Source organism: Pseudomonas sp. CH235 (genome assembly GCF_004368175.1).
In the GTDB taxonomy this organism is placed as follows: Bacteria; Pseudomonadota; Gammaproteobacteria; order Pseudomonadales; family Pseudomonadaceae; genus Aquipseudomonas; species Aquipseudomonas paraglycinae.
This window is the reverse complement of the sequence record NZ_RRZJ01000013.1, coordinates 97615-121871: the sequence shown is the minus strand read 5'-3', so window position 1 is coordinate 121871 and position 24257 is coordinate 97615. Positions and strand designations below refer to the sequence as shown.

Sequence of the window (24257 nt, the reverse complement as noted above, 5' to 3'; positions counted from 1 at the left end):
CGATCAACCCTCCTTCGCAGGGGTTGGCGCGGATTGGCCGCTGTCCTTCAGGGCTTTGGTCACTTCCGGCGGCATGTATTTCTCGTCGTGCTTGGCCAGTACTTCATCGGCGACTACCACGCCATCGGCGTTGAGCTTGCCCAGTGCGACGATGCCCTGCCCTTCACGGAACAGATCCGGCAGGATTCCACGGTAGGTGATGGTCACGGACTTGTTGAAGTCAGTGACCACGAATTTCACGTCCAGCGAATCCGTGGAGCGTTGCAGCGAGCCCTTCTCGACCATGCCGCCGGCGCGGATGCGGGTGTCCTGCGGCGCTTCGCCGTTGGCGATCTGGGTCGGGGTGTAAAACAGGTTTATGTTCTGCTGCAGGGCGCTCAGGGCCAGGCCGACGGCAGCGCCGACCCCGACCAGAATTGCCAGGATGATGATCAGACGCTTTTTACGCAGCGGATTCACTTGCCGTTCTCCCGGCGCAGACGACGCGCCTCTTGTTGCAGATAACGCTTGCGGGCCGCGATCGGCGCCGCCACGTTGAGGATCAGTACCGCCAGACAGATGCCGTAGGCCGACCAGACATACAGGCCGTGATGGCCCATGGCGAGGAAGTCGCCGAATGACGCGAAACTCATCGAGCGGCCTCCAGGCTGTTCTGCACTTCTTCTTTCACCCAACTGGCGCGGGCTTCGCGCTTGAGCACTTCAAGGCGCATGCGCAGCAACAGCACGGCGCCGAAGAAACAGTAGAAACCCAGCACCGTCAGCAGCAGCGGTAGCCACATCTCGACGGGCATCGCCGGTTTTTCGGTGAGGGTGAAGGTCGCGCCCTGGTGCAGAGTGTTCCACCACTCCACCGAGTATTTGATGATCGGAATGTTGATCACGCCGACGATGGCCAGCACCGCGCAGGCCTTGGCGGCGCTGTCGCGGTTGCTGATGGCGTTGCCCAGCGCGATCACGCCGAAATACAGGAACAGCAGAATCAGCATCGAGGTCAGACGCGCGTCCCAGACCCACCACGAACCCCAGGTCGGTTTGCCCCAGATCGCCCCGGTGACCAGCGCCACGGCGGTCATCCACGCACCGATCGGTGCGGCGCACTGCAGGGCGACATCGGCCAGTTTCATCTTCCACACCAGCCCGACCACCCCGCACACCGCCAGCATCACGTAGATCGACTGAGCGAGCATCGCGGCGGGCACGTGGATATAGATGATGCGAAAGCTGTTGCCTTGCTGATAGTCCGGCGGCGCGAAGGCCAGGCCCCAGATGACGCCAACGCAGATCAGCAACAACGCGGCGAGGCTCAACCACGGCAAAAACTTGCTGCTGATGCCGTAGAACCACTTGGGCGAGCCGAGCTTGTGAAACCAGGTCCAGTTCATACTGTTTCCATCACGGGTGCCGCTCATCGGTGTGAGCAGTCTCAGGGTCTTTGCTGGTTAAATTTTAACCAGACCTCATTATTCGCCGACGCTGATCTTCAGGCCAGCCGCTATTGCAAAAGGTGTCAGGGTTATCGCCAGGGCGGTCAGGCTGCCAAGCCACAACAGATAACCAAGCGCCGGCATGCCCTGCAACGCCGCCTGCAAGGCGCCACTGCCGAGGATCAACACCGGGATGTACAACGGCAGAATCAGCAGCGCCAGCAACAGGCCACCGCGTTTCAGACCGACCGTCAGCGCCGCGCCCACCGCGCCGAGCAAGCTCAGCACCGGTGTTCCCAGCAGCAACGAAAGCAGCAAAACCGGCAGACACGCAGCCGGCAACCCGAGCATCAACGCCAGTAACGGCGAGAGCAAAACCAGTGCCAGCCCGGAAAAAAGCCAGTGTGCCAGCACCTTGGCCAATACCAGAAGTGGCAGGGGGTGCGGCGAAAGGACCCACTGTTCAAGGGAGCCATCTTCGAAATCACTGCGGAAAAGCCCGTCCAGCGAGAGCAGGACCGACAAAAGTGCCGCCACCCAGACTAACCCCGGGGACAAGTTTTGCAATACTTGAGTTTCCGGTCCGACGGCCAGCGGGAACAGCGCGATGACGATGGCGAAGAAAATCAGCGGATTGGCCAGCTCCGCCGGGCGACGGAACAGCAGTCGGGATTCACGGGCAACCAGCAGGCCGAACACACTCATACCGCCCAATTCCCCAGATCGATGTCGCGATAACCGGCCGGCATCCGGCTCAGCGTATGGTGCGTGGTGAGCACCACCAGCCCTCCCCGTTCGCAGTGCCCGGCCAGGTGTTCTTCAAGCTGTGCCACGCCCTGTTTGTCGAGGGCGGTGAACGGTTCGTCGAGAATCCACAACGGCGGGCTGTCCAGATACAACCGCGCCAATGCCACGCGGCGCTGCTGGCCGGCGGACAGACTGTGGCAGGGAACATCCTCGAAACCGCGCAATCCAACCGCCGCCAGGGCCTGCCAGATCGCGTCGCGTTCGGCGGGTTGATGCAGGGCGCAGAGCCAGGCGAGGTTTTCTTCCGGCGTGAGCAGATCCTTGATCCCGGCGGCATGGCCGATCCACAGCAGGTTGCGCGCCAGCTCGCTGCGTTGCTCGCCCAGCGGCTTGCCGTTGAGCAGTACCTGACCGTCGGTCGGCTGCATCAAACCGGCCAGCAAACGCAGCAGGCTGGTCTTGCCGCTGCCGTTGGGGCCGCTGATCTGCACCATATCGCCACTGGCCAGTCTCAATTCGAGATTGTCGAAGAGCAGTCTGAGATCACGTTCACACGCGAGGGCAACGGTTTGCAGGACAGGACTGGTCAAGGGTTCACGGGCCTTATACGGTTCAAGTCGGCTCTGGCGCGGCCGTTAAAGAGTTGCAGCATAGATGCATTGACGGCTCGATCTAGAGAGCTGCGTCAAACAATTGCAATGTTTTCGCCACTCCTGGAACGACGGGCGGCATTATACATGTCGCCATCCTCTCTCCAGAGTGCATTTTCCTCAGGTTGTGTCCGCGTATGACAGGCGAAATGAACATCCTCCCGCTCCCGCCCACCACCCCGGCGACCGTTCGCCCGCAGGTGGGTGAGCTGCTGAAGTTGCTGACGCCGGTCGACGGGCTGATTGCCGCCGGCCAGAGCGCCAAGGCCGAGGTGTTGTCGCTCAAGCAGGCGGATCAGACCTTTCAGTTGCTGCTCAAGGTGACGCTGGACAGCGGCCGTCAGACCACCGTGCAGGCGACCAGCAATCTGCCGCTGCCTCAGGGCACCAGCCTGGCGATCACCCAGCCGTCGGCGGGCAATCTGGCGATCACCGTGCAACAGGCCATCGCCAGCAGCGTCGCCACCCTCACCCGCATCGACACCGCGCAACTGCCGGTCGGCACGCTGCTGCAAGGCAAGGTGCTGACGGCTCAGGTCTTGCCGCAGGTGCCGGGGCAACCGACGGTGTATCGCTCGATGGTCAGCCTGCTCAACACCGCGTTGAGCGGCACCACCCTGAGCATCGACAGCCCGCAACCGTTGCGTATCGGCACCTTGCTGTCGGCGCTGGTGCAGGACTCGCAAACCCTGAAGTTCCTGCCGCTGAGCAATCGCCAGGAACAACTGGCGGTCAGCCAGCAACTGGTCAGTCAGCAAAGCCGTCAGGGCTCGCTCGACGGCTTGCTGAAAATGCTCCAGAGCCTGCCCCCCGCCACCAATCAGACCTCCCAGGATTTGCGTGCCGCCGTGGACAAACTGCTCGCCAACCTGCCGGACGTGCAGCAACTGAGCACCCCAAAAGGTCTGGCCCAGGCGCTGGCCAACAGCGGCGTGTTCCTCGAAACCAAACTGCTGACCGGACAGAACCCGACACTGGCCCCGGACATGAAAGCCGATCTGCTCAAGCTGATCGCCCAGATAACCCCCGGCCTGCCCGGCAATACCAACCTGAATGCGATCATCGCCGCCAACACGCTGGCCCAGGCGCTGCCGAGCTTTGTGCGCAACGCCCTGGGCATGCTCGGTCAGGTCAGTGCGAAGCCGGTGCCGAGCAGTTTTCCGCTGCCCGACCGGCTGCTGCAAAGTCTGGAAGGTGAAGGCGATCTGGAACATTTGCTGCGCCTCGCCGCAGCCGCCGTGTCGCGCTTGCAAAGCCATCAGCTGTCGAGTCTGGAACAGACCGGCGTCACCGACGACGGCCGCCTGCTGAGCACCTGGCAACTGGAAATCCCGATGCGCAACCTGCAGGACATCGTGCCGTTGCAGGTCAAGTTCCAGCGCGAAGAAGCACCGGAGAAACAGGAAGCGAACGAGCAGCGCCGCGATGAGCGCGAGCCGAAACAACAACTGTGGCGCGTCGATCTGGCGTTCGACATGGAACCGCTGGGGCCGATGCAGATTCAGGCGCAATTGATCAGCGGCAGCCTGTCCAGTCAGCTATGGGCCGAGCGGCCGTACACCGCGAGCCTGATCGAAAGCAATCTGACTGCACTGCGCCAGCGCCTGCTGGATTCCGGGCTGAACGTCGGCGACATCGACTGCCACCTCGGCACCCCGCCGCAAGGCATCCAAACCCGCCTCGAACACCGCTGGGTCGACGAAACCGCATGAATGACACCACCGCTCCACGCCAGGCCATCGCCCTCAAATACGACGGCAGCCACGCCCCGACCCTCACCGCCAAGGGCGACGAAGCACTGGCCGAAGAAATCCTGCGGATCGCCCGCGACTGTGAAGTGCCGATCTACGAAAACGCCGAACTGGTGAAGTTGCTGGCGCGGATGGAACTGGGCGACAGCATCCCCGAAGAGCTGTACCGCACGATCGCCGAGATCATCGCGTTCGCCTGGAACCTCAAGGGCAAGTTCCCGGCGGGACACAACCCGGATGCACCGATGGTCGAGAAAGACGTCACCGAACGCGGCGACGATTACTGAAGGCAAAAAAAACGCAGTCATCGATGACTGCGTTTTTTCGTTCCCACCTGAAGCTTTTAGCTGCTTCTGTGCAGCTTGCGCATCAACTCCGCCTCAGCCTGGGTCAACCCGCAGGACTGGGTCAGCTCATCGACACTCGCGCCCATCCCCACCAGTTTCGCCGCCTGGGCGAATGACAGGCTGGATGGATCACGCTGCTCGAGCTGGGCGAGTTTGTCCGGGATCGGACCGACGACCGAGCGCAGCTCGTGCAGGGCTTCGCCCATGCGCACGTTGCCGTTCTGGTAATCGTCGACACGCTTGGCCAGGTCCTTGATGCGCTGATCACGCAGCGCATCGCCCTGGGCCTGTTGCGCAGCGATCATCCGCTGCGCCTTGATGTACGCCAGAAACATCGCCAGCGTGCCTGCCCAGAACAGGAACAGGACAATGACCGCTACCTCGAGAATCAATCAGATGTTCTCCAGTTCCGACCATTCTTCTTCGCTCATCATCTTGTCCAGCTCGACCAGGATCAGCAACTCGTTGTTCTTGTTGCACACGCCCTGGATGAACTTGGCCGACTCTTCGTTACCGACGTTCGGTGCGGTTTCGATTTCCGACTGACGCAGGTAAACCACTTCGGCCACGCTGTCGACCATGATGCCAACCACTTGCTTGTCGGCTTCGATGATGACGATACGGGTGTTGTCGCTGATCTCACCGCTCATCAGGCCGAAGCGCTGACGGGTATCGATCACGGTCACCACGTTGCCGCGCAGGTTGATGATGCCCAGCACGTAGCTTGGCGCACCCGGAACCGGAGCGATCTCGGTGTAGCGCAGGACTTCCTGAACGCGCATCACGTTGATGCCGTAGGTTTCGTTGTCCAGCTTGAAGGTCACCCATTGCAGGATCGGATCTTCGGAACCCTTTGCCGCCGTAGCCTTGTCGTTCATACCCTAGCCCCTCGAAAAACCGCGCCTGGCGGTGTGTGTTTCGTTCGCCGGCATTTGAATGCCGGTACTGTCTTTATGTCGGTTTGTGGTTCGGCTTACTGCCGGACATGTGCTTTGCCCCACCGCTGGCGATCAACTCGGCCAGTGCGGAAACATCGAGCAAGGCGCACATGTGTTCAATCACCGTGCCGGCGAGCCATGGCCGCTGACCCCGGTGACTTCTCCATTTGATTTCATTCGGGTCCAGACGCAACGAGCGACTGACCTGATGCACCGCCAGGCCCCACTCGTAACCCTGCACCGAAATCACGTATTGCAGGCCCTGACGGAAATCATCGCGGTAGCGATCCGGCATGACCCAGCGTGCGGTGTCCAGCACCTTCAGGTTGCCGGCCTGGCTCGGCAGAATCCCGAGGAACCATTCCGGCTGACCGAACAGCGGCGTCAGCTCATGGCCGGCCAGCGAATAGATCGAGCCCAGGCACACCAGCGGCACCGCCAGGGTCAACCCGGCGACGTCGAACAGCAGGCATTCGAACGCTTCCGAAGCCCAGGCCGGACGACCGTCGGTTTCTACCGGTGGCGGCGTGTTGCTGGGCGGCAGATGCACTTCCACCAGCGGCGCAACCAGGGTCGGCTCGACCGGGGCTGGCGCAGGTGCTTCAGATTCTGGCTCTGGGACTACGGGAGCCGGAGGCGTTTGCAGAAGCTGGGTTTGCAGCAGCGGCGCCAGGGTCGATACCACGCGCACCGGCTCAGGCTCTTTGATCAACGTCGCAGGCGCCTTCGCTACCACAGCGGCAGGCGCTGCAACGGGGGCGATCGGCCGGGCGGCTTTTTGCGCATCCCGGGCCTGCTCTTCAAGCACGGCGGCCTGGAATTCATCGAGCGCCGCGGCGGTCTCGACCACCTCGACCGGGGCTGCGATTTGCTGCTCGACCTCGTCCGGCACTTCCTGCAGCAAGCCGTCCAGATAGGACTGCAGCGCCAGTTGCGGCTTCGACGTCAGCTTGATCGGCCGATTCATGCTCAAGCCACCTGCGGAACGAGTTGCTGCGCCAGCAGATGCTTGAGCAGCGCGCGGTAAGCCAGCACGCCACGGCTCTTGCCGTCGAACTGCGAAGGGGTGACACCGGCACGACTGGCGTCGCGCAGACGGGTATCGACCGGGATGTAACCCTGCCATATCTCGTCGGGGAATTTGTCACGCAGCACGCGCAAGGTGCCCATCGACGCCTGAGTGCGGCGGTCGAACAGGGTCGGCACGATGCTGAACGGCAGCGCCTGTTTGCGCGAGCGGTTGATCATCGCCAGGGTATTGACCATACGCTCCAGGCCTTTGACGGCCAGGTGCTCGGTCTGCACCGGGATCACCAGTTGCTGGCTCGCGGCCAGGGCGTTGACCATCAACACGCCGAGCAACGGCGGGCTGTCGATGATCGCGTAATCGAAGTCCTGCCACAGCTGCGCCAGACTCTTGGCGATCACCAGACCCAGGCCACTCTGCCCCGGCGACTGGCGCTCGAGGGTGGCCAGCGCGGTGCTCGACGGCAACAGGGAAATGCGTTCATCGCTGGTCGACAGCAGCAGCTGGCCCGGCAGGCCTTGCGGCACGCTGCCCTTGTGCAGAAACAGGTCGTAGTTGCTGTGTTCCAGGCTGTCGGGGTCGTAACCGAAATAGCTGGTCATCGAGCCGTGCGGGTCGAGATCGACCACGACCACGCGCTTGCCCGCCTCTGCCAGCAAACCGGCTAAAGCGATGGAAGAAGTGGTTTTACCAACACCACCCTTTTGATTGGCGACTGCCCAGACTCTCATTCAGATCGTTCCTCCCGGCCGGTATACTCGGCCGAGACATGGTTCAGCGTATTAATGCGGGCGACGGAGAATTGACGGCACTCTCGCGTCCCGGCGTCTTGACCGGGGTCGGTGCAGTTTGTGTGCCAGCACGCTTCAACGCGGCATCCGGTTGCGCATGGGCGGTTCCGGTGCCGGTCAGGCTGCGGCGCACATCAAGATTGCGCGACACCACCAGCACCACACGACGGTTCTTCGCCCGGCCTTCGGCGGTGGCGTTGTTGGCCACCGGCTGGAATTCGCCGTAGCCCACCGACGCCATGCGGCCAGGGTTGACACCCTGCATCGCCAGCATGCGCACGATGCTCGCCGAACGCGCCGAGGACAGTTCCCAGTTGGTCGGGTACTGCGCCGTGCGGATCGGTTGATCGTCGGTGAAGCCTTCGACGTGGATCGGGTTGTCGAACGGTTTGAGAATCGCTGCGACCTTGTCGATGATGTTGAACGCGATATCGCTGGGCATCGCATCACCGCTGCCGAACAACAGGCTGGAGTTGAGTTCGATCTCGACCCACAGCTCGTTGCCGCGCACGGTCATCTGGTTCGAGGAGATCAGGTCACCGAACGCGGCGCTGATGTCATCGGCGATGCTTTTCAGCGGATCGCTGGCCCCGGCGATGCCGGCGTCAACCTGTTCGGCGTCCTTGACCAGCGGCTTGGCCGGGGTCACGGTCTTCGGTCGTTCTTCACCGATCGGGATCGGCTTGAGCGCGCGGTCGGAGTCGGTGAAGACCCCGATCAGCGCTTCGGAGATGATCTTGTACTTGCCTTCGTTGATCGACGAGATGGAGTACATCACCACGAAGAAGGCAAAGAGCAAGGTAATGAAGTCGGCGTAGGAAACCAGCCAACGTTCATGGTTTACGTGCTCTTGATGCTGGCGACGACGTGCCATGAGGTTAGTCCCTTAATCCATGAAGCCCTGAAGCTTCAACTCGATGGAGCGTGGGTTTTCACCTTCAGCGATCGACAAGATCCCTTCCAACAACATTTCGCGATAACGCGACTGTCGCAACGCGATTGACTTGAGCTTGGCGGCCACCGGCAACAGGATCAGGTTGGCACTGGCTACACCGTAGATGGTAGCGACGAACGCGACCGCGATACCGTTGCCCAGTTGCGACGGATCGGCCAGGTTGCCCATCACGTGGATCAGGCCCATCACCGCACCGATGATGCCGATGGTCGGCGCGTAGCCGCCCATGCTTTCAAACACTTTGGCCGCTTCGACATCGCGGGCTTCCTGGGTGTAGAAATCCACTTCGAGGATGCTGCGGATCGCTTCCGGCTCGGCGCCGTCGACCAGCAGTTGCAGGCCTTTGCGCGAGTAGGCATCAGGCTCGGCATCCGCCACGCCTTCCAGGCCCAGCAGGCCTTCCTTGCGGGCGGTGAGGCTCCAGTTGACCACGCGGTCGATACCGCCGGCCAGATCCACACGCGGCGGGAAAAAGATCCACGCCAGAATCTGCATGGCGCGCTTGAACGCGCTCATCGGCGATTGCAGCAGCGCGGCACCGACGGTGCCACCGAGCACGATCAGCGCCGCCGGGCCGTTGGCCAGCGCGCCGAGGTGACCACCTTCCAGGTAGTTGCCGCCGATGATGGCGACGAACGCCATGATGATCCCGATAAGGCTTAGAACATCCATCAGACGCATGCCTCGACGATGTGCTTGCCGATATCGTCCAGGCTGTACACCGCGTCGGCGAGGTCAGCTTTGACGATGGCCATCGGCATGCCGTAGATCACGCAACTGGCTTCGTCCTGAGCCCAGACCGTGCTGCCACCCTGCTTGAGCAGGCGTGCGCCTTCACGGCCGTCGGCGCCCATGCCGGTCAGTACCACCGCCAGAACTTTGTCACTGTAGGATTTGGCTGCAGAACCGAAGGTGATGTCCACGCACGGCTTGTAGTTCAGACGCTCGTCGCCCGGCAGGATTTTCACCGCGCCACGGCCATCGATCATCATCTGCTTGCCACCCGGCGCCAGCAGCGCCAGGCCCGGACGCAGGATGTCGCCATCCTCGGCTTCCTTGACGCTGATGCGGCACAGCTTGTCCAGACGTTCGGCGAAGGCCTTGGTGAAGGCTGCCGGCATGTGCTGGATCAGCACGATCGGTGCCGGGAAGTTGGCCGGCAACTGGGTCAGAACCCGTTGCAGCGCTACCGGGCCGCCGGTCGATGTACCAATCGCCACAAGCTTGTAGTTTTTGCGTTTCGGGGCCGGCGACGAAGCGCTGGCCGCTGGCGCGCGAGTCGGTGCAGGCGCAGGTGCCGGACGGGCCGGAGCACTGTGGCTGCCAAAGCTCGACGGCGCTGCTGCCGGAGTCGGCGCAGGTGCAGGTGTAGCGGCAGGCGCTGGCGCACTGTAGGCACTGAAACGACGGTTACTGCGCGAGATGCTGTGAACCTTCTCGCACAGCAGTTGCTTGACCTTCTCCGGATTGCGGGAGATGTCTTCGAAATTCTTCGGCAGGAAATCCACCGCGCCGGCATCCAGCGCATCCAGGGTGACCCGGGCGCCTTCGTGCGTCAGCGAGGAGAACATCAACACCGGGGTCGGGCAGCGCTGCATGATGTGCCGCACGGCCGTGATGCCATCCATCATCGGCATCTCGTAGTCCATGGTGATCACGTCCGGCTTGAGGGCCAGGGCCTGATCGATCGCCTCTTTACCGTTGGTTGCCGTGCCGACAACCTGGATGCTCGGATCCGCTGAAAGAATTTCCGAGACGCGGCGGCGGAAAAAACCCGAATCGTCCACCACCAGGACTTTGACTGCCATAAACACTCCATTAGGTGCGGCGGGACGTTGTCGCCCCGCCGCCCCGGATTCAAATACGCCGTGCGGCGTAACGCTTGAGCATGCTCGGAACATCGAGAATCAGTGCAATGCGGCCGTCACCGGTGATGGTGGCGCCGGACATGCCCGGAGTTCCCTGGAGCATCTTGCCCAATGGCTTGATGACCACTTCTTCCTGACCGACCAGTTGATCGACGACGAAGCCGATCCGCTGGGTGCCCACCGAAAGGATCACCACATGGCCTTCGCGCTGCTCTTCGTGAGCGGCGGAGCTGACCAGCCAGCGCTTGAGGTAGAACAATGGCAGCGCCTTGTCCCGCACGATCACCACTTCCTGGCCGTCCACCACGTTGGTGGTCGACAGGTCGAGGTGGAAGATTTCGTTGACGTTCACCAGCGGGAACGCGAACGCCTGATTGCCGAGCATCACCATCAGGGTCGGCATGATCGCCAGCGTCAGCGGCACCTTGATGACGATCTTCGAGCCCTGGCCCTTGGTCGAGTAGATGTTGATCGAACCGTTGAGCTGGGAAATCTTGGTCTTCACCACGTCCATGCCGACACCGCGGCCGGACACGTCGGAGATCTCGGTCTTGGTCGAGAAACCCGGGGCGAAGATCAGGTTGTAGCACTCGGTGTCGCTCAGGCGATCGGCGGCATCCTTGTCCATCACACCGCGTTTCACGGCGATGGCGCGCAGGACGTTCGGGTCCATGCCCTTGCCGTCGTCGGAGATCGACAGCAGGATGTGGTCACCTTCCTGCTCGGCCGCCAGGATCACCTTGCCGCCACGGGCCTTGCCCGACGCTTCACGTTCTTCCGGCGACTCGATGCCGTGGTCGACCGCGTTGCGCACCAAGTGGACCAGCGGGTCGGCCAGGGCCTCGACGAGGTTCTTGTCGAGGTCGGTCTCTTCGCCCACCAGTTCCAGGTTGATCTCTTTCTTGAGCTGGCGTGCCAGGTCGCGAACCAGACGCGGGAAACGGCCGAAGACTTTCTTGATCGGCTGCATCCGGGTCTTCATGACGGCGGTCTGCAAGTCGGCGGTGACCACGTCGAGGTTCGACACGGCCTTCTGCATCGACTCGTCGCCGCTGTTCAGGCCCAGGCGCACCAGACGGTTACGAACCAGTACCAGCTCGCCGACCATGTTCATGATTTCGTCGAGACGCGCAGTGTCCACACGTACGGTGGTCTCGGCTTCGCTCGCCGGTTTTTCCGGTGGCGGCGTCGCCGGTGCACGGGCCGGAGCCGGTGCAGCAGCGGCGGCTAGCTTGGCCGGTTCGGCTTTCGGCTCAGGCGCTTTCGCAGCAGGTTTTGCCGCAGCGGCCGGGGCCTTCGCAGCAGGCGTTGCAACCGCCGAAGCATTGCCGGCAGTCACGACCGCACCGGTGGCGACGTCAGTGAACTTGCCTTTGCCATGCAGATCGTCGAGCAGCGATTCGAACTCGTGGTCGCTGATCAGATCGCTACCGGCCGCAGCCGCTGCCGGAGCAGCCGTTGCAGGAACGGAAGCAATCGCCGACTCCAGCGCATCAACGGCAAAGTTGCCCTTGCCGTGCAACTGATCGAGCAAGGCCTCGAATTCGTCGTCGGTGATGTCCGAGCTGTCGCCCGCCGCCGGAGCAGCCGGTGCAGCGGCCGCCGGTGCCACGGCGTCGGCCGCGAACTGGCCCTTGCCATGCAACTGGTCGAGCAGCGACTCGAACTCGGCGTCGGTGATTTCATCGCTGGCCGCTTCGCTGGAAGCCGGCGCAGCGGCAGCCGCCGGGGCTTCGGCTTCGGCCTTGACGGCGTTCAGCGAGTCCAGCAACTGTTCAAATTCGTTATCGGTGATGTCGCCCGAATCGCCTTCGACGACCAGTTCTTCGATCATCTCGGCAACCGGCGAAGCCGGGGCTTCATCCGCCGATTGCGGTTCGGCCAGACGCGCCAGGGCGGCCAGCAGTTCCGGGGTGGCGGCGGTGATCGGGCTGCGATCGCGGACTTCGCTGAACATGCTGTTCACCGCGTCCAGCGCTTCGAGCACCACGTCCATCAGTTCTGCATCGACGCGTCGTTCACCCTTGCGCAGGATGTCGAACACGTTTTCGGCGATGTGACAGCACTCCACCAGCTCGTTGAGCTGAAGGAAGCCGGCGCCCCCTTTTACAGTGTGGAAACCGCGAAAAATTGCGTTGAGCAGATCTGCGTCATCCGGGCGGCTTTCCAGCTCGACCAGTTGTTCGGACAGTTGCTCAAGAATCTCGCCGGCCTCAACCAGGAAATCCTGAAGGATCTCTTCATCGGCGCCGAAGCTCATTAATGGGGTGCTCCTACAGGTCTAAAAACCCAAAAAAACTCAAAATCCAAGGCTGGATAGCAAATCGTCCACATCGTCCTGACCGGACACAACGTCTTCTCGTTTATCGGCATGAATCTGCGGACCTTCACCCTGCGAGAGATGTTTTTGTGGATCTTTTTCAGCAAGCATCGCCGCACGGTCATGTTCGATGCCCGCAAAGCGGTCCACCTGGCTGGCCATGAGCACGAGCTTGAGCAGGTTGCTTTCGACTTCGGTGACCAATTGGGTCACGCGCTTGATCACTTGACCTGTGAGGTCCTGGTAATCCTGGGCGAGCAGAATGTCGTTCAGATTGCTCGACACCGCGCGGTTGTCCGCGCTGCTGCGTGCCAGAAAACCGTCGACCCGGCGCGCCAGTTCACGGAACTCTTCAGCCCCGACCTCACGGCGCATGAAGCGGCCCCAATCGGCGCTCAAGGCCTGGGCTTCGTCAGCCAGGCCATTGACCACAGGGGTCGCGCTTTCCACCAGATCCATGGTGCGGTTGGCAGCAGCTTCGGTCAGTTTGACCACGTAGCCCAGGCGCTCGGTAGCGTCGGTGATTTGCGACACTTCCTCAGCCTGCGGCATGTGCGGATCGATCTGGAAATTGACGATCGCACTGTGCAGTTCACGCGTGAGCTTGCCCACTTCCTGGTACAGGCCACGGTCACGGGTCTGATTGAGCTCATGGATCAGTTGCACAGCGTCGCCGAACTTGCCTTTTTCAAGGCTCTCGACCAGTTCGACCGCGTGTTTTTTCAGGGTCGACTCAAAATCGCCCTGTGAAGATTCGTTATGCTCCATAGCTCCCCCGCGCGTTCATCAGCCGATGCGTTCGAAAATCTTCTCGATTTTTTCTTTCAACGCCTGGGCCGTGAAAGGTTTGACCACGTAGCCGTTAACGCCGGCCTGGGCCGCTTCGATGATCTGCTCGCGCTTGGCTTCAGCGGTCACCATCAGCACCGGCAGGTGCTTGAGCTTTTCATCGGCGCGCACGTGGCGCAGCAGGTCGATACCGGTCATGCCGGGCATGTTCCAGTCGGTCACCAGAAAGTCGATGCTGCCGCTGTTGAGCACCGGAATGGCAGTGGTGCCATCGTCGGCTTCAACGGTGTTGGTGAACCCGAGATCACGCAACAGGTTCTTGATGATCCGCCGCATCGTTGAGAAGTCATCAACGATGAGGATTTTCATGTCTTTGTTCAATTCGACCTCCAAGCAGTCTTAAACGCGCCCAGCACCTGGACGCGCCATTTCAATCAATCCGGCAAAACACTCGATGACTGTCTGGAGCACAACAGAGCAAGACCGGTGCCGTTCACCACCGCACCAGCCTCGTTCGCAGTGTCCCCACACTGCCTTCAGCGCGCTCGCCACTCCCCCAAACGCCCCCGCAAGCGGGCCGCGCACTGGCTGTGTAACTGGCTGACCCGCGATTCACTGACGCCAAGGACTTCACCGATCTCCTTGAGGTTCAGCTCTTCGTCGTAGTACAGCGCCAACACCAGTCGCTCACGCTCCGGCAAATTGGCAATCGCGTCCGCCAGCGCGGCCTGGAAACGTTCGTCTTCCAGATCGCGCGACGGCTCCAGATGAGCACTGGCGCCATCCTCGTGCAGCCCTTCGTGTTCGCCGTCCTGCAACAGGTCGTCGAAACTGAACAGCCGGCTGCCCAGGGTGTCGTTCAAAATCCCGTAGTAATCGTCGAGACTCAATTGGAGTTCGGCCGCAACTTCGTGATCTTTAGCGTCACGGCCGGTTTTAGCTTCAATCGAGCGAATTGCGTCGCTGACCATACGGGTATTGCGGTGAACCGAGCGTGGCGCCCAGTCCCCCTTACGGACTTCATCGAGCATCGCACCGCGGATCCGGATGCCCGCGTACGTTTCAAAACTGGCGCCCTTGCTGGCGTCGTATTTGGTCGAGACTTCGAGCAGGCCGATCATCCCGGCCTGGATCAGGTCTTCGACCTGCACACTGGCCGGCAATCGCGCCAGCAAGTGGTAGGCGATGCGTTTGACCAGTGGCGCGTAACGCTCGATCAGCTCGTACTGCGCGTCACGCGCCGACTTCTTGTAGAAATTCATACCGCTGGCGGTCATAGCACAGGTCCTGCCGTTTGCTGCACGAGGCGCTCGACGAAAAATTCGAGGTGGCCGCGCGGGTTGGCGGGCAGCGGCCAGGTGTCGACCTTCTGTGCGATCGCCTTGAACGCCAGTGCGCACTTGGAACGCGGGAAGGCTTCATAGACCGCACGCTGCTTCTGCACCGCCTTGCGCACGCTTTCGTCGTAGGGCACCGCGCCGACGTATTGTAGGGCGACGTCGAGGAAGCGATCCGTGACCTTGGTCAACTTGGCGAACAGGTTGCGACCTTCCTGCGGGCTCTGGGCCATGTTGGCCAGGACGCGGAAGCGATTCATGCCGTAATCGCGGTTCAGCAGTTTGATCAGCGCGTAGGCGTCGGTGATCGAGGTCGGCTCGTCGCAGACCACCAGCAACACTTCTTGCGCTGCGCGCACGAAACTGACTACCGAGTCACCAATGCCCGCAGCGGTGTCGATCACCAGTACGTCGAGATTGTCGCCGATGTCGCTGAACGCCTGAATCAGGCCGGCATGCTGGGCCGGGCTCAGGTGAACCATGCTCTGGGTGCCGGAAGCGGCCGGCACGATGCGGATCCCGCCGGGGCCTTGCAACAGCACGTCGCGCAGCTCGCAGCGGCCTTCGATCACGTCGGCCAGGGTGCGTTTGGGTGTGAGGCCCAGCAGAACGTCGACGTTCGCCAGCCCCAGGTCGGCGTCCAGCAGCATGACCCGACGGCCAAGCTCTGCCAGCGCCAGGGACAAGTTCACTGACACATTAGTCTTGCCGACGCCACCTTTGCCGCCGGTCACCGCGATCACCTGTACGGGATGCATGCTGCCCATGTTATTTCTTTACCTTGTCTTGCATAGACGGAGGCCACATTACTGGCTGCGCGTTCACAACCGGAACAATGCATGGCAGACCATCGATGTAGGTACAAAAACGGTTCATTACCTCAGCCAACCTGCTTGGTCGGACTGTGGTAGATATCAGCGAACATGTCAGCCATGGCTTCTTCGCTGGGTTCTTCCTGCATTTGCACGCTGACGGCGCGGCTGACCAGTTGATGACGGCGCGGCAGATGCAGATCATCCGGAATACGCGGCCCATCGGTCAGGTAGGCGACCGGCAGTTCGTGACTGATCGCCAGGCTCAGCACTTCGCCAAGGCTTGCCGTCTCATCCAGTTTAGTCAGGATGCAGCCGGCCAGCCCGCAACGCTTGTAACTGTGATAAGCGGCGGTTAGAACCTGTTTCTGGCTGGTGGTTGCCAGGACCAGATAATTTTTTGAGCGAATGCCACGACCGGCCAGACTTTCCAGCTGCATGCGCAGGGCCGGATCGCTGGCTTGCAGGCCGGCGGTATCGATCAGCACCACGCGTTTGCGCAGCAGTGGATCCAGCGCCTGCACCAGGGACTGGCCCGGATCGACATGGGTCACCGACACATTGAGGATGCGGCCCAGCGTCTTGAGCTGCTCCTGCGCGCCGATACGGAAACTGTCCATGCTCACCAGCGCGATGTTCTGCGCGCCGTACTTGAGCACGTAGCGGGCGGCCAGCTTGGCCAGGGTGGTGGTCTTGCCCATGCCGGCCGGGCCGACCATGGCAATCACCCCGCCCTCTTCCAGCGGCTCGACTTCCGGTACGGCTATCATCCGCGCAAGGTGCGCCAGCAGCATGCGCCAGGCCTGACGAGGCTCGTCGATCTCGGTGATCATCGACAGCAGATCCCGGGACAGCGGGCCGGACAAACCGATGCGTTGCAGACGACGGTACAGATTGGCCTGAGCCGGACGGCTGCCTTGCAGCTGGTTCCAGGCCAGGGTGCCGAGTTGCACTTCCATCAGTTCGCGCAGGCTGTTGAGTTCGAAACGCATCGAATCCAGTGCACGCGGGTCGACGCCAGCGGCGGCCGGTGCAGGCGCCGGGGCTGGGCGGGCCGGCGCCTCGTAAGTGGGCTCAGTCAGCGGCTCGGCAGCGGTCAGCGGCAGGCCGGCCGTCAACGGCAGCCCGGCGAACAACTGGCGATTGGTGTTGCCGTCGGCTTCGCCACGCAGGCTCAGCTCGGCCTGGGCGGTGACGATGCGCGACTGGGTCTTGCGCAGCTCATCCTCGAGTTCCATGTTCGGAACACGCGGGGCCAGCGCCGACAGTTTGTAATCGAGCGCCGCCGTCAGCTCGACGCCGCCGGCAATGCGGCGGTTGCCAATGATGGCGGCATCAGCGCCCAGCTCATCACGAACCAGCTTCATGGCCTGACGCATATCGGCGGCGAAAAAACGCTTAACTTGCATAAACCACTACCTCAGCCGTTGGGCCCTACTGTCGCAACGATGGTCACTTGCTTGTTGTCCGGAATTTCCTGGTAGGCCAGCACATGCAGTCCGGGAACTGCCAGGCGACCAAAGCGCGAGAGCATCGCGCGTACCGGGCCTGCTACCAACAGGATCACCGGCTGACCTTGCATTTCCTGGCGCTGCGCCGCTTCGATCAGCGAACGCTGCAGCTTCTCGGCCATGCTCGGCTCCAGCAGAACGCCCTCTTCCGAGCCTTGTCCTGCCTTCTGCAGACTATTGAGCAATATTTGTTCCAACCTTGGCTCCAGCGTGATAACTGGCAGCTCCGACTCAGTCCCTACAATGCTTTGGACGATGGCGCGGGATACGCCGACCCGCACAGCGGCCACCAAAGCGGCGGTATCTTGACTCTTGGCGGCATTGTTGGCGATGGCTTCGGCAATGCTGCGGATATCGCGCACCGGCACGTGCTCGGCCAGCAACGCCTGCAACACCTTGAGCAGTTGCGACAGCGTGACCACGCCGGGCACCAGCTCTTCGGCCAGTTTCGGCGAGCTCTTGGCCAGCAATTGCATCAATTGCTGCACTTCTTCGTGGCCGATCAGCTCGCTGGAGTGCTTGTACAGAATCTGGTTCAAGTGGGTCGCAACCACGGTGCTGGCATCGACCACGGTGTAACCGAGCGATTGCGCCTGGGCACGCTGGCTGACCTCGATCCACACCGCCTCCAGGCCGAAAGCCGGATCTTTGGCGGTAATGCCGTTGAGCGTGCCGTAGACCTGCCCCGGGTTGATCGCCAGTTCGCGATCCGGGTAGATCTCGGCCTCGGCCAGGATCACGCCCATCAGGGTCAGGCGATAGGCGCTCGGCGCCAGGTCGAGGTTGTCGCGGATGTGCACGGTCGGCATCAGGAAGCCCAGATCCTGCGAGAGTTTCTTGCGCACGCCCTTGATCCGCGCCAGCAATTGCCCGCCCTGGTTGCGGTCCACCAGCGGAATCAGGCGGTAGCCGACTTCCAGGCCGATCATGTCGATCGGGGTCACGTCGTCCCAGCCCAGCTCCTTGGTTTCCATGGCGCGGGCTGGCGACGGCAGCAGTTCCTGTTGACGCTTGACCTCTTCCAGCGCGATGACCTTGGCCACGTTCTGCTTCTTCCAGAACAGGTAAGCGCCACCGGCAGCCAGCGCAGCCATGGTCAGGAACGAGAAGTGCGGCATGCCCGGCACCAGGCCCATGACCGCCATCAGACCGGCAGCCACCGCCAGCGCTTTGGGCGAGGCGAACATCTGGCGATTGATCTGCTTGCCCATGTCTTCCGAGCCGGAAGCACGGGTCACCATGATCGCTGCAGCTGTAGATAACAACAGTGATGGCAATTGCGCCACTAAACCGTCACCGATGGTCAGCAAGGCGTAAACCTTGCCGGCGTCAGCGAAAGTCATGTTGTGCTGGAAGATACCGACAGCCATGCCGCCGATCAGGTTGATGAACAGAATCAGCAGACCGGCGATGGCGTCACCGCGTACGAACTTGCTGGCACCGTCCATCGAACCGTAGAACTCTGCCTCTTGGGCAACTTCAGAACGACGGGCCTTGGCCTGGGCCTGATCGATCAGACCGGCGTTGAGGTCGGCGTCGATCGCCATTTGCTTGCCGGGCATCGCATCGAGGGTGAAACGCGCGCTCACTTCGGAGATCCGGCCGGCCCCCTTGGTTACCACGACGAAGTTGATGATCATCAGGATCGCGAAGACCACGATACCGACCACGTAGTTACCGCCGATCACCACCTCACCGAAAGCCTGGATCACCTTACCGGCGGCGGCGTGGCCGTCCTGACCGTGGAGCATCACCACCCGCGTCGACGCCACGTTCAGCGCCAGCCGCAGCAGCGTCGCCACCAGCAGGATCGTCGGGAACACCGCGAAATCCAGCGGCCGCAAGGCGTACACGCAGACCAGCAGCACGACGATCGACAGGGCAATGTTGAAGGTGAAGAACACGTCGAGCAGGAACGGCGGCACCGGCAACATCATCATCGCCAGCATGACCAGCAGCAACAGCGGCACACCCAGATTGCCTCGACTGAGGTCGGCAACATTCGAGCGAGCAGTGTTGAATAACTGAGAGCGATCCACCGGTTTTCCCCGTTCCTTTAAAGCAAACTTTTGACGCCCAGAGCGGGCGCACGGCGGCTACTGCAAGAAGCCTTCCAACTTTTGCCGATGATTGAAACAGAGGGGTTTGGGCGTGGTTTTTCTGCTGGGCGGGATGTTTCCTTCGCAAGAGTTCAGCAAAAAGCGCCTTTTAAACTCAGGTGTTTAAAAGACACCTTCAGACACGCCTTACAGGCTACGAATCCTTGCGTCGTTGCCTACGGCTACGCCAGAATCCGCCGGCTTGTGCGCTGTGGGGTCGGGTTCTATTGTGGATCGGTCGCTGACGAATCAGCGATCGGGTTTAGCGACTCGAACTTTCTCAGCGCATCAGCGTTCATGGCTTCGTTGTGGGACTCTTCGTCCGCAATTACGTTATGGCGGCTGTATGCGGGAGACCTTTGGGTCTACCGGGGTGCCTGAGACCGGTTCGCTAACCTGCGTACAGCTGCCACCTTCACTTGTTTAGCGACAGGGGAAAGTGGCTCCATAACCTCAGGAGCTTCACCATGATCAAACCAACACCCAACCCACCCGTAACCGACCCCGCCTCGCCCTACGAATCCGCCGATTCCAGAAAGCTTCACGAAGCCGCCGACCGCGCTCTTGATCACTATCTCTGCCCGCCCGGCTCCACGCCACCACCGCGCAAGACCCGCAGAATGTACGCCGTCACCGCGGACTTCAAAAACGAAGAGCTGCTGGCCGATGCCTGCGAAACGCTGGCTTCCGCCAGAACCATCGTCAATGACTTCACCCACCTCATGCCCGCCTCCCAGCGCAGGACATTGGTGGGTATTGCGCAACTGATCATGCTCGGGGAACTGGCAGTGAATCGGGTGCTGGATAATCTGGAAATACCGTCGACGCAGACTTCCGCGTAAAGGCTTGAGAGAGGTGTCGTGGCGGCTGACGCCTTCGCGAGCAGGCAACACAGGTCATCAGGCATAAAAAAACCGCCACCGGATTCAACCGGATGGCGGTTTTTTTGTTTGATCACGATCAGGAATCGCGCCGCAGATCCGGCGGGATCGGCAGGTCGTCCTTGAGCGGTTCCGGGAACTTGCCCTTGCCCGCGCGGTGCTGGCGGATCTGGTAGACGTAAGCCAAAACCTGAGCGACCGCCAGGTACAGGCCGCCGGGGATTTCTTCTTCCAGCTCCGTGGAGTAATAGATCGAACGCGCCAGCGCTGGCGATTCGAGGAGCATGACGTTGTTGGCCACGGCAATTTCGCGAATCTTCAGCGCCAGGAAGTCGCTGCCCTTGGCCAGCAGCATCGGCGCCCCGCCCTTCTCGGCGTCGTACTTGAGCGCCACGGCGTAGTGGGTCGGGTTGGTGATGACCACGTCGGCATCCGGAATCGCCGCCATCATCCGCCGCTGCGACATCTCGCGCTGGACCTGGCGAATCCGTTGTTTGACCTCCGGCCGACCTTCCTGGTCCTTGTGCTCGTCGCGCACTTCCTGCTTGGTCATCTTGAGCTTCTTGATGCTCTCCCAGATCTGCACGGGTACATCGACGGCCGCGATGATGATCAAACCGCAGGCTAACCACAGAGAGCTCCAGCCCACCAGTTGCAAGCTGTGAATGATCGCCCGATCCAGCGGCTCGTGGGCGATGCGCAGCAGGTCATCGATGTCCGCATTGAGCACCACCAGCGCCACACCCAGCGTGATGAGGAACTTGGCCAGCGCCTTGAGCAGCTCGACCACGGCCTTCATCGAGAACATCCGCTTGAGGCCTGCCGCCGGGTTCATCCGGCTGAACTTGGGGGCCAGCGAACCGGCGGCGAACAGCCAGCCGCCCAGCGCGATCGGCCCGAGGAAAGCCGCCAGCAACAGGGTGATCATGATCGGCTGAATCGCCAGCAATGCCTGCAATCCGGAGCTCATCAGAAACGTCGCCATGGAGCGCTCGTCCATGATCACTTCCCGCGACAGCGTGAAGTTCTGGCGCATCAGGTCCATCAATTCCTGCGCCAGCATCCCGCCAAAAATCAGCAGCGCGGCAGAGCCGGCGAGCATGATCGCCAGGGTGTTGAGCTCCTTGGAGCGCGCAATCTCACCCTTTTCCCGGGAGTCCTTTTTGCGCTTCTCCGTGGGGTCTTCTGTTTTGTCCTGACCGCTTTCGCTCTCAGCCATGACTCAGCGCGCCTTTGCCAGTTCGCGTAAAAACTGCAGGGCCTCAGTAGCCAGCGGTTGATACTGATTGAGAATGTCCGCCAACCCGACCCAGACGATGAACAGGCCGAGCACCAGGGTCAGCGGAAAGCCGATGGAGAAAATGTTGAGCTGCGGCGCGGCCCGGGTCATCACGCCAAAGGCGATGTTGACCACCAGCAGCGCAGTGACCGCCGGCAGCACCAGCAACAACGCGGCACCCAGTACCCAGCCGAGTTTGCCCGCCAGCTCCCAGTAATGCGTGGTCATCAACCCGCCGCCGACCGGCAGCGTGGTGAAGCTTTCGGTGAGCACTTCGAAGACCACCAGGTGCCCGTTCATCGACAGGAACAGCAAGGTCACCAGCATCGTGAAGAACTGCCCGATCACCGCCACCGACACGCCGTTGGTAGGGTCGATCATCGACGCGAAGCCCATGCCCATCTGGATCGCGACGATCTGCCCCGCCACCACAAAGGCCTGAAAGAACAACTGCAAGGAGAAACCCAGCACCGCGCCAACGAGAATCTGCTCGGCGATCAGCAGCAGGCCGCTGAGGTCCAGAGGACTGACCGCCGGCATCGGCGGCAGGTTGGGCGTGATCACCACGGTGATCGCGAAGGCGAAATACAGACGGATCCGCCGGGGCACCAGCGTGGTTCCGAAGACCGGCATCACCATCAACATCGAGGCGACGCGAAACATCGGCAGCATGAACGACGCCACCCAGGTACTGATCTGGGTATCGGTCAACTGAAGCAGCGATTGCATGGCTTAGCCGATGACCATCGGAATGTTTTTGTACAGCTGAGTGATGTATTCCATGAACGTCTGCACCAGCCACGGGCCGGCGACGATCAGCGTTACCAGCATCACCAGCAGACGCGGCAGGAAGCTCAGGGTCTGTTCGTTGATCTGGGTGGCGGCCTGGAACATCGACACCAGCAGGCCCACCAGCAGGCTCGGCACCACCAGGATCGCCACCATCATGGTGGTCAGCCACAGGGCCTCGCGAAAGATGTCGACCGCTACTTCTGGCGTCATGGCGATACACCTCCGAAACTGCTGGCCAAGGTGCCGATGATCAGCGCCCAGCCATCCACCAGCACGAACAGCATGATTTTGAACGGCAGGGAAATGATCAGCGGCGACAGCATCATCATACCCATCGCCATCAGCACGCTCGCGACCACCAGGTCGATGATCAGGAACGGGATGAAGATCATGAAGCCGATCTGGAACGCGGTCTTCAGTTCAGACGTCACGAACGCCGGCACCAGAATCGTCAGCGGCGCAGCATCCGGAGTGGCGATGTCGGTGCGCTTGGACAGGCGCATGAACAGCTCCAGATCGCTGGAGCGGGTCTGGGCGAGCATGAAGTCCTTGATCGGCACCTGAGCCTTTTCCACCGCCTGCTGGGCCGTCAGCTTTTCCGCGAGGTACGGCTGCAAGGCATCGTTGTTCACGCGGTCGAACACTGGTGCCATGATGAACAGCGTCAGGAACAGTGCCATGCCGGTGAGGATCTGGTTCGACGGTGTCTGCTGCAAGCCCAGGGCCTGACGCAGGATCGAGAAGACGATGATGATCCGGGTGAAACTGGTCATCAGGATGACGGCGGCCGGAATGAAGCTCAGCGCCGTCATGATCAGCAGGATCTGCAGGCTGACCGAGTACTCCTGCGCGCCCTCGGCGTTGGTACCCAGAGTGATCGCCGGGATCGACAACGGATCGGCGGCGAATGCCAGCGGCGCGGCCAACATCAAGGCCAGGGTCAAGACGATGCGCAACGCACCCATTACTTCTTATCCTTCTGATCCTTGCCGAGGATCTTCAACAGATGCTGGGCAAATTCCGGAGTCGCTTTGTCGGCGGTGCTCGGCACCTCGACCGGCTCTTTGAGCACGTGCAACGCAGTGATGGTTCCGGGGCTGAGACCGAGCAGAATCTGCTCGTTGCCGACCTGCACCAGCATCAGACGGTCACGCGGCCCGAGCGCGCGGGAGCCTATCAGCTCGATCACCTGGCCCTTGCCGGCGGGACCTGCCTGCTGCACCCGGCGCAACAGCCAGGCGAGGAAGAAGATCAACCCCAGCACCAGCAACAAACCCAGCACCAGTTGCGTCAGCTGTCCGGCCACGCCGCTGTTGACGGCCGGCGCAGCAGTGGCCGCATTTGCCGCCACCGGCTCGGCCGCCAGCACGCTGAACGGCAAGGCCAGCGCCAGACCGAACAAAGCCCCCAGAACCTTTTTCACTCAGCGCAGCTTCTTGATGCGTTCGCTCGGGCTGATCACGTCAGTCAGACGGATGCCGAACTTTTCGTTGACCACAACCACTTCACCGTGAGCGATCAGGGTGCCGTTGACCAGCACATCCAGCGGCTCGCCGGCCAGACGATCAAGCTCGATCACCGAACCCTGGTTGAGTTGCAGCAGGTTGCGGATGTTGATGTCGGTGCTGCCCACTTCCATCGAGATCGACACCGGGATGTCGAGAATCACGTCGAGGTTCGGACCGTCGAGGGTCACCGGATCGTTGTTCTTCGGCACGCTGCCGAACTCTTCCATCGGCAGACGGTTGGAGCTCGAAGCACCTGCATCGGCGGCCAGCAGCGCGTCGATGTCGGCCTGCCCGGCTTCACCGGTTTCTTCCAGGGCGGCAGCCCATTCATCGGCCAGTGCCTGATCGTCCTGGGTGTTCATATCGTCGTTCATCATTTGTCCTCGGCGGGCAAAAAACCGGTAAAAGAATCAGGGAGTGAGGGCGCCG

Annotated in this window: 28 protein-coding genes; 3 read left to right on the top strand and 25 right to left on the bottom strand. The window is 61.6% G+C overall.

The window, feature by feature from the left end:
• Positions 1–3: 3 nt before the first annotated feature.
• From ccmE to ccmA, 5 genes are all read right to left on the bottom strand, one after another.
• Positions 4–459 carry a cytochrome c maturation protein CcmE gene (ccmE, locus tag EIY71_RS16000; protein WP_011333086.1) on the bottom strand — a complete coding sequence of 152 codons (456 nt, stop codon included), beginning with the start codon at positions 457–459 and terminating at the stop codon, positions 4–6.
• Complete coding sequence (ccmD, locus tag EIY71_RS15995; protein ID WP_011333085.1) at positions 456–632, bottom strand: heme exporter protein CcmD; 177 nt, start codon at positions 630–632, stop codon at positions 456–458. The genes ccmE and ccmD overlap by 4 nt, the downstream gene beginning before the upstream one ends.
• A complete protein-coding gene (ccmC, locus tag EIY71_RS15990) occupies positions 629–1384 on the bottom strand; it encodes a heme ABC transporter permease (protein ID WP_039769743.1) in 756 nt (251 codons plus the stop codon). Before ccmC ends, ccmD begins: the two co-directional genes overlap by 4 nt.
• Before the next feature lie 78 nt (positions 1385–1462).
• A complete protein-coding gene (gene ccmB, locus EIY71_RS15985; RefSeq protein ID WP_011333083.1) occupies positions 1463–2131 on the bottom strand; it encodes a heme exporter protein CcmB in 669 nt (222 codons plus the stop codon).
• Positions 2128–2763, bottom strand: coding sequence for a cytochrome c biogenesis heme-transporting ATPase CcmA (gene ccmA / locus EIY71_RS15980; protein WP_007959232.1), 636 nt, complete (start codon positions 2761–2763; stop codon positions 2128–2130). Before ccmA ends, ccmB begins: the two co-directional genes overlap by 4 nt.
• Positions 2764–2960: 197 nt before the next feature.
• On the opposite strand from ccmA, the gene EIY71_RS15975 reads away from it, so the two are divergent.
• Together EIY71_RS15975 and EIY71_RS15970 are read left to right on the top strand one after the other, a co-directional pair.
• A complete protein-coding gene (locus tag EIY71_RS15975) occupies positions 2961–4535 on the top strand; it encodes a flagellar hook-length control protein FliK (protein WP_134022271.1) in 1575 nt (524 codons plus the stop codon).
• A complete protein-coding gene (locus tag EIY71_RS15970; RefSeq protein WP_085747097.1) occupies positions 4532–4861 on the top strand; it encodes an EscU/YscU/HrcU family type III secretion system export apparatus switch protein in 330 nt (109 codons plus the stop codon). The genes EIY71_RS15975 and EIY71_RS15970 overlap by 4 nt, the downstream gene beginning before the upstream one ends.
• 56 nt (positions 4862–4917) lie before the next feature.
• Here EIY71_RS15970 and EIY71_RS15965 read toward each other — a convergent pair whose 3' ends face one another.
• From EIY71_RS15965 to flhA, 14 genes are all read right to left on the bottom strand, one after another.
• A complete protein-coding gene (locus EIY71_RS15965) occupies positions 4918–5313 on the bottom strand; it encodes a DUF2802 domain-containing protein (protein WP_134022269.1) in 396 nt (131 codons plus the stop codon).
• Positions 5314–5799, bottom strand: a complete 486-nt coding sequence (locus tag EIY71_RS15960) for a chemotaxis protein CheW (protein WP_007959223.1) — start codon at positions 5797–5799, stop codon at positions 5314–5316.
• Positions 5800–5872: 73 nt separating this feature from the next.
• Positions 5873–6826, bottom strand: coding sequence for a CheW domain-containing protein (locus EIY71_RS15955; RefSeq protein ID WP_085747098.1), 954 nt, complete (start codon positions 6824–6826; stop codon positions 5873–5875).
• A gap of 2 nt (positions 6827–6828) precedes the next feature.
• Complete coding sequence (locus EIY71_RS15950; protein ID WP_007959220.1) at positions 6829–7617, bottom strand: ParA family protein; 789 nt, start codon at positions 7615–7617, stop codon at positions 6829–6831.
• Positions 7618–7660: 43 nt separating this feature from the next.
• Positions 7661–8551 carry a flagellar motor protein MotD gene (gene motD, locus EIY71_RS15945; RefSeq protein WP_129973903.1) on the bottom strand — a complete coding sequence of 297 codons (891 nt, stop codon included), beginning with the start codon at positions 8549–8551 and terminating at the stop codon, positions 7661–7663.
• 12 nt (positions 8552–8563) lie between these two features.
• Complete coding sequence (locus EIY71_RS15940) at positions 8564–9304, bottom strand: flagellar motor protein (protein ID WP_064600715.1); 741 nt, start codon at positions 9302–9304, stop codon at positions 8564–8566.
• Positions 9304–10440, bottom strand: coding sequence for a chemotaxis response regulator protein-glutamate methylesterase (locus tag EIY71_RS15935; RefSeq protein WP_085747100.1), 1137 nt, complete (start codon positions 10438–10440; stop codon positions 9304–9306). Before EIY71_RS15935 ends, EIY71_RS15940 begins: the two co-directional genes overlap by 1 nt.
• 49 nt (positions 10441–10489) lie before the next feature.
• Positions 10490–12760, bottom strand: coding sequence for a chemotaxis protein CheA (locus tag EIY71_RS15930; RefSeq protein ID WP_134022267.1), 2271 nt, complete (start codon positions 12758–12760; stop codon positions 10490–10492).
• Positions 12761–12799: 39 nt separating this feature from the next.
• Positions 12800–13588, bottom strand: coding sequence for a protein phosphatase CheZ (locus EIY71_RS15925; protein WP_011333071.1), 789 nt, complete (start codon positions 13586–13588; stop codon positions 12800–12802).
• An 18-nt stretch (positions 13589–13606) separates the two neighbouring features.
• Positions 13607–13978, bottom strand: a complete 372-nt coding sequence (locus EIY71_RS15920; protein ID WP_003183998.1) for a chemotaxis response regulator CheY — start codon at positions 13976–13978, stop codon at positions 13607–13609.
• A gap of 167 nt (positions 13979–14145) precedes the next feature.
• Complete coding sequence (gene fliA, locus EIY71_RS15915) at positions 14146–14886, bottom strand: RNA polymerase sigma factor FliA (protein ID WP_011333070.1); 741 nt, start codon at positions 14884–14886, stop codon at positions 14146–14148.
• The gene (gene fleN / locus EIY71_RS15910) at positions 14883–15713 is read right to left on the bottom strand and encodes a flagellar synthesis regulator FleN (RefSeq protein ID WP_003222917.1); all 831 of its coding nucleotides are present in this window, start codon (positions 15711–15713) and stop codon (positions 14883–14885) included. The genes fliA and fleN overlap by 4 nt, the downstream gene beginning before the upstream one ends.
• A gap of 113 nt (positions 15714–15826) precedes the next feature.
• The gene (gene flhF / locus EIY71_RS15905; protein WP_064594406.1) at positions 15827–17167 is read right to left on the bottom strand and encodes a flagellar biosynthesis protein FlhF; all 1341 of its coding nucleotides are present in this window, start codon (positions 17165–17167) and stop codon (positions 15827–15829) included.
• Between the two features lie 11 nt (positions 17168–17178).
• Positions 17179–19308: a flagellar biosynthesis protein FlhA gene (gene flhA / locus EIY71_RS15900; protein WP_102686052.1), complete on the bottom strand. Its 2130-nt coding sequence runs from the start codon at positions 19306–19308 to the stop codon at positions 17179–17181.
• 527 nt (positions 19309–19835) lie between these two features.
• On the opposite strand from flhA, the gene EIY71_RS15895 reads away from it, so the two are divergent.
• On the top strand, positions 19836–20210 hold the full coding sequence (locus tag EIY71_RS15895) for a DUF6124 family protein (RefSeq protein ID WP_134022265.1): 375 nt from the start codon (positions 19836–19838) through the stop codon (positions 20208–20210).
• Positions 20211–20328: 118 nt separating this feature from the next.
• On the opposite strand, the gene flhB is transcribed toward EIY71_RS15895, so the two are convergent.
• From flhB to fliN, 6 genes are read right to left on the bottom strand one after another with little or no spacing between them, the layout of a single operon-like run.
• On the bottom strand, positions 20329–21468 hold the full coding sequence (gene flhB, locus EIY71_RS15890) for a flagellar biosynthesis protein FlhB (protein ID WP_134022263.1): 1140 nt from the start codon (positions 21466–21468) through the stop codon (positions 20329–20331).
• 3 nt (positions 21469–21471) lie between these two features.
• Entirely contained in the window at positions 21472–22257 is a 786-nt protein-coding gene (gene fliR / locus EIY71_RS15885; protein ID WP_102717471.1) for a flagellar biosynthetic protein FliR, read from the bottom strand.
• Positions 22258–22260: 3 nt separating this feature from the next.
• Positions 22261–22530, bottom strand: a complete 270-nt coding sequence (gene fliQ, locus EIY71_RS15880) for a flagellar biosynthesis protein FliQ (RefSeq protein WP_007951951.1) — start codon at positions 22528–22530, stop codon at positions 22261–22263.
• Entirely contained in the window at positions 22527–23285 is a 759-nt protein-coding gene (gene fliP, locus EIY71_RS15875; RefSeq protein WP_039765605.1) for a flagellar type III secretion system pore protein FliP, read from the bottom strand. Before fliP ends, fliQ begins: the two co-directional genes overlap by 4 nt.
• Positions 23285–23743 (bottom strand): flagellar biosynthetic protein FliO, encoded by a 459-nt coding sequence (gene fliO / locus EIY71_RS15870; protein ID WP_134022261.1) that lies wholly within the window; start codon positions 23741–23743, stop codon positions 23285–23287. The genes fliP and fliO overlap by 1 nt, the downstream gene beginning before the upstream one ends.
• Positions 23744–24202, bottom strand: a complete 459-nt coding sequence (gene fliN, locus EIY71_RS15865; protein ID WP_007951948.1) for a flagellar motor switch protein FliN — start codon at positions 24200–24202, stop codon at positions 23744–23746. It lies immediately after the preceding gene.
• Positions 24203–24257 lie beyond the last annotated feature (55 nt).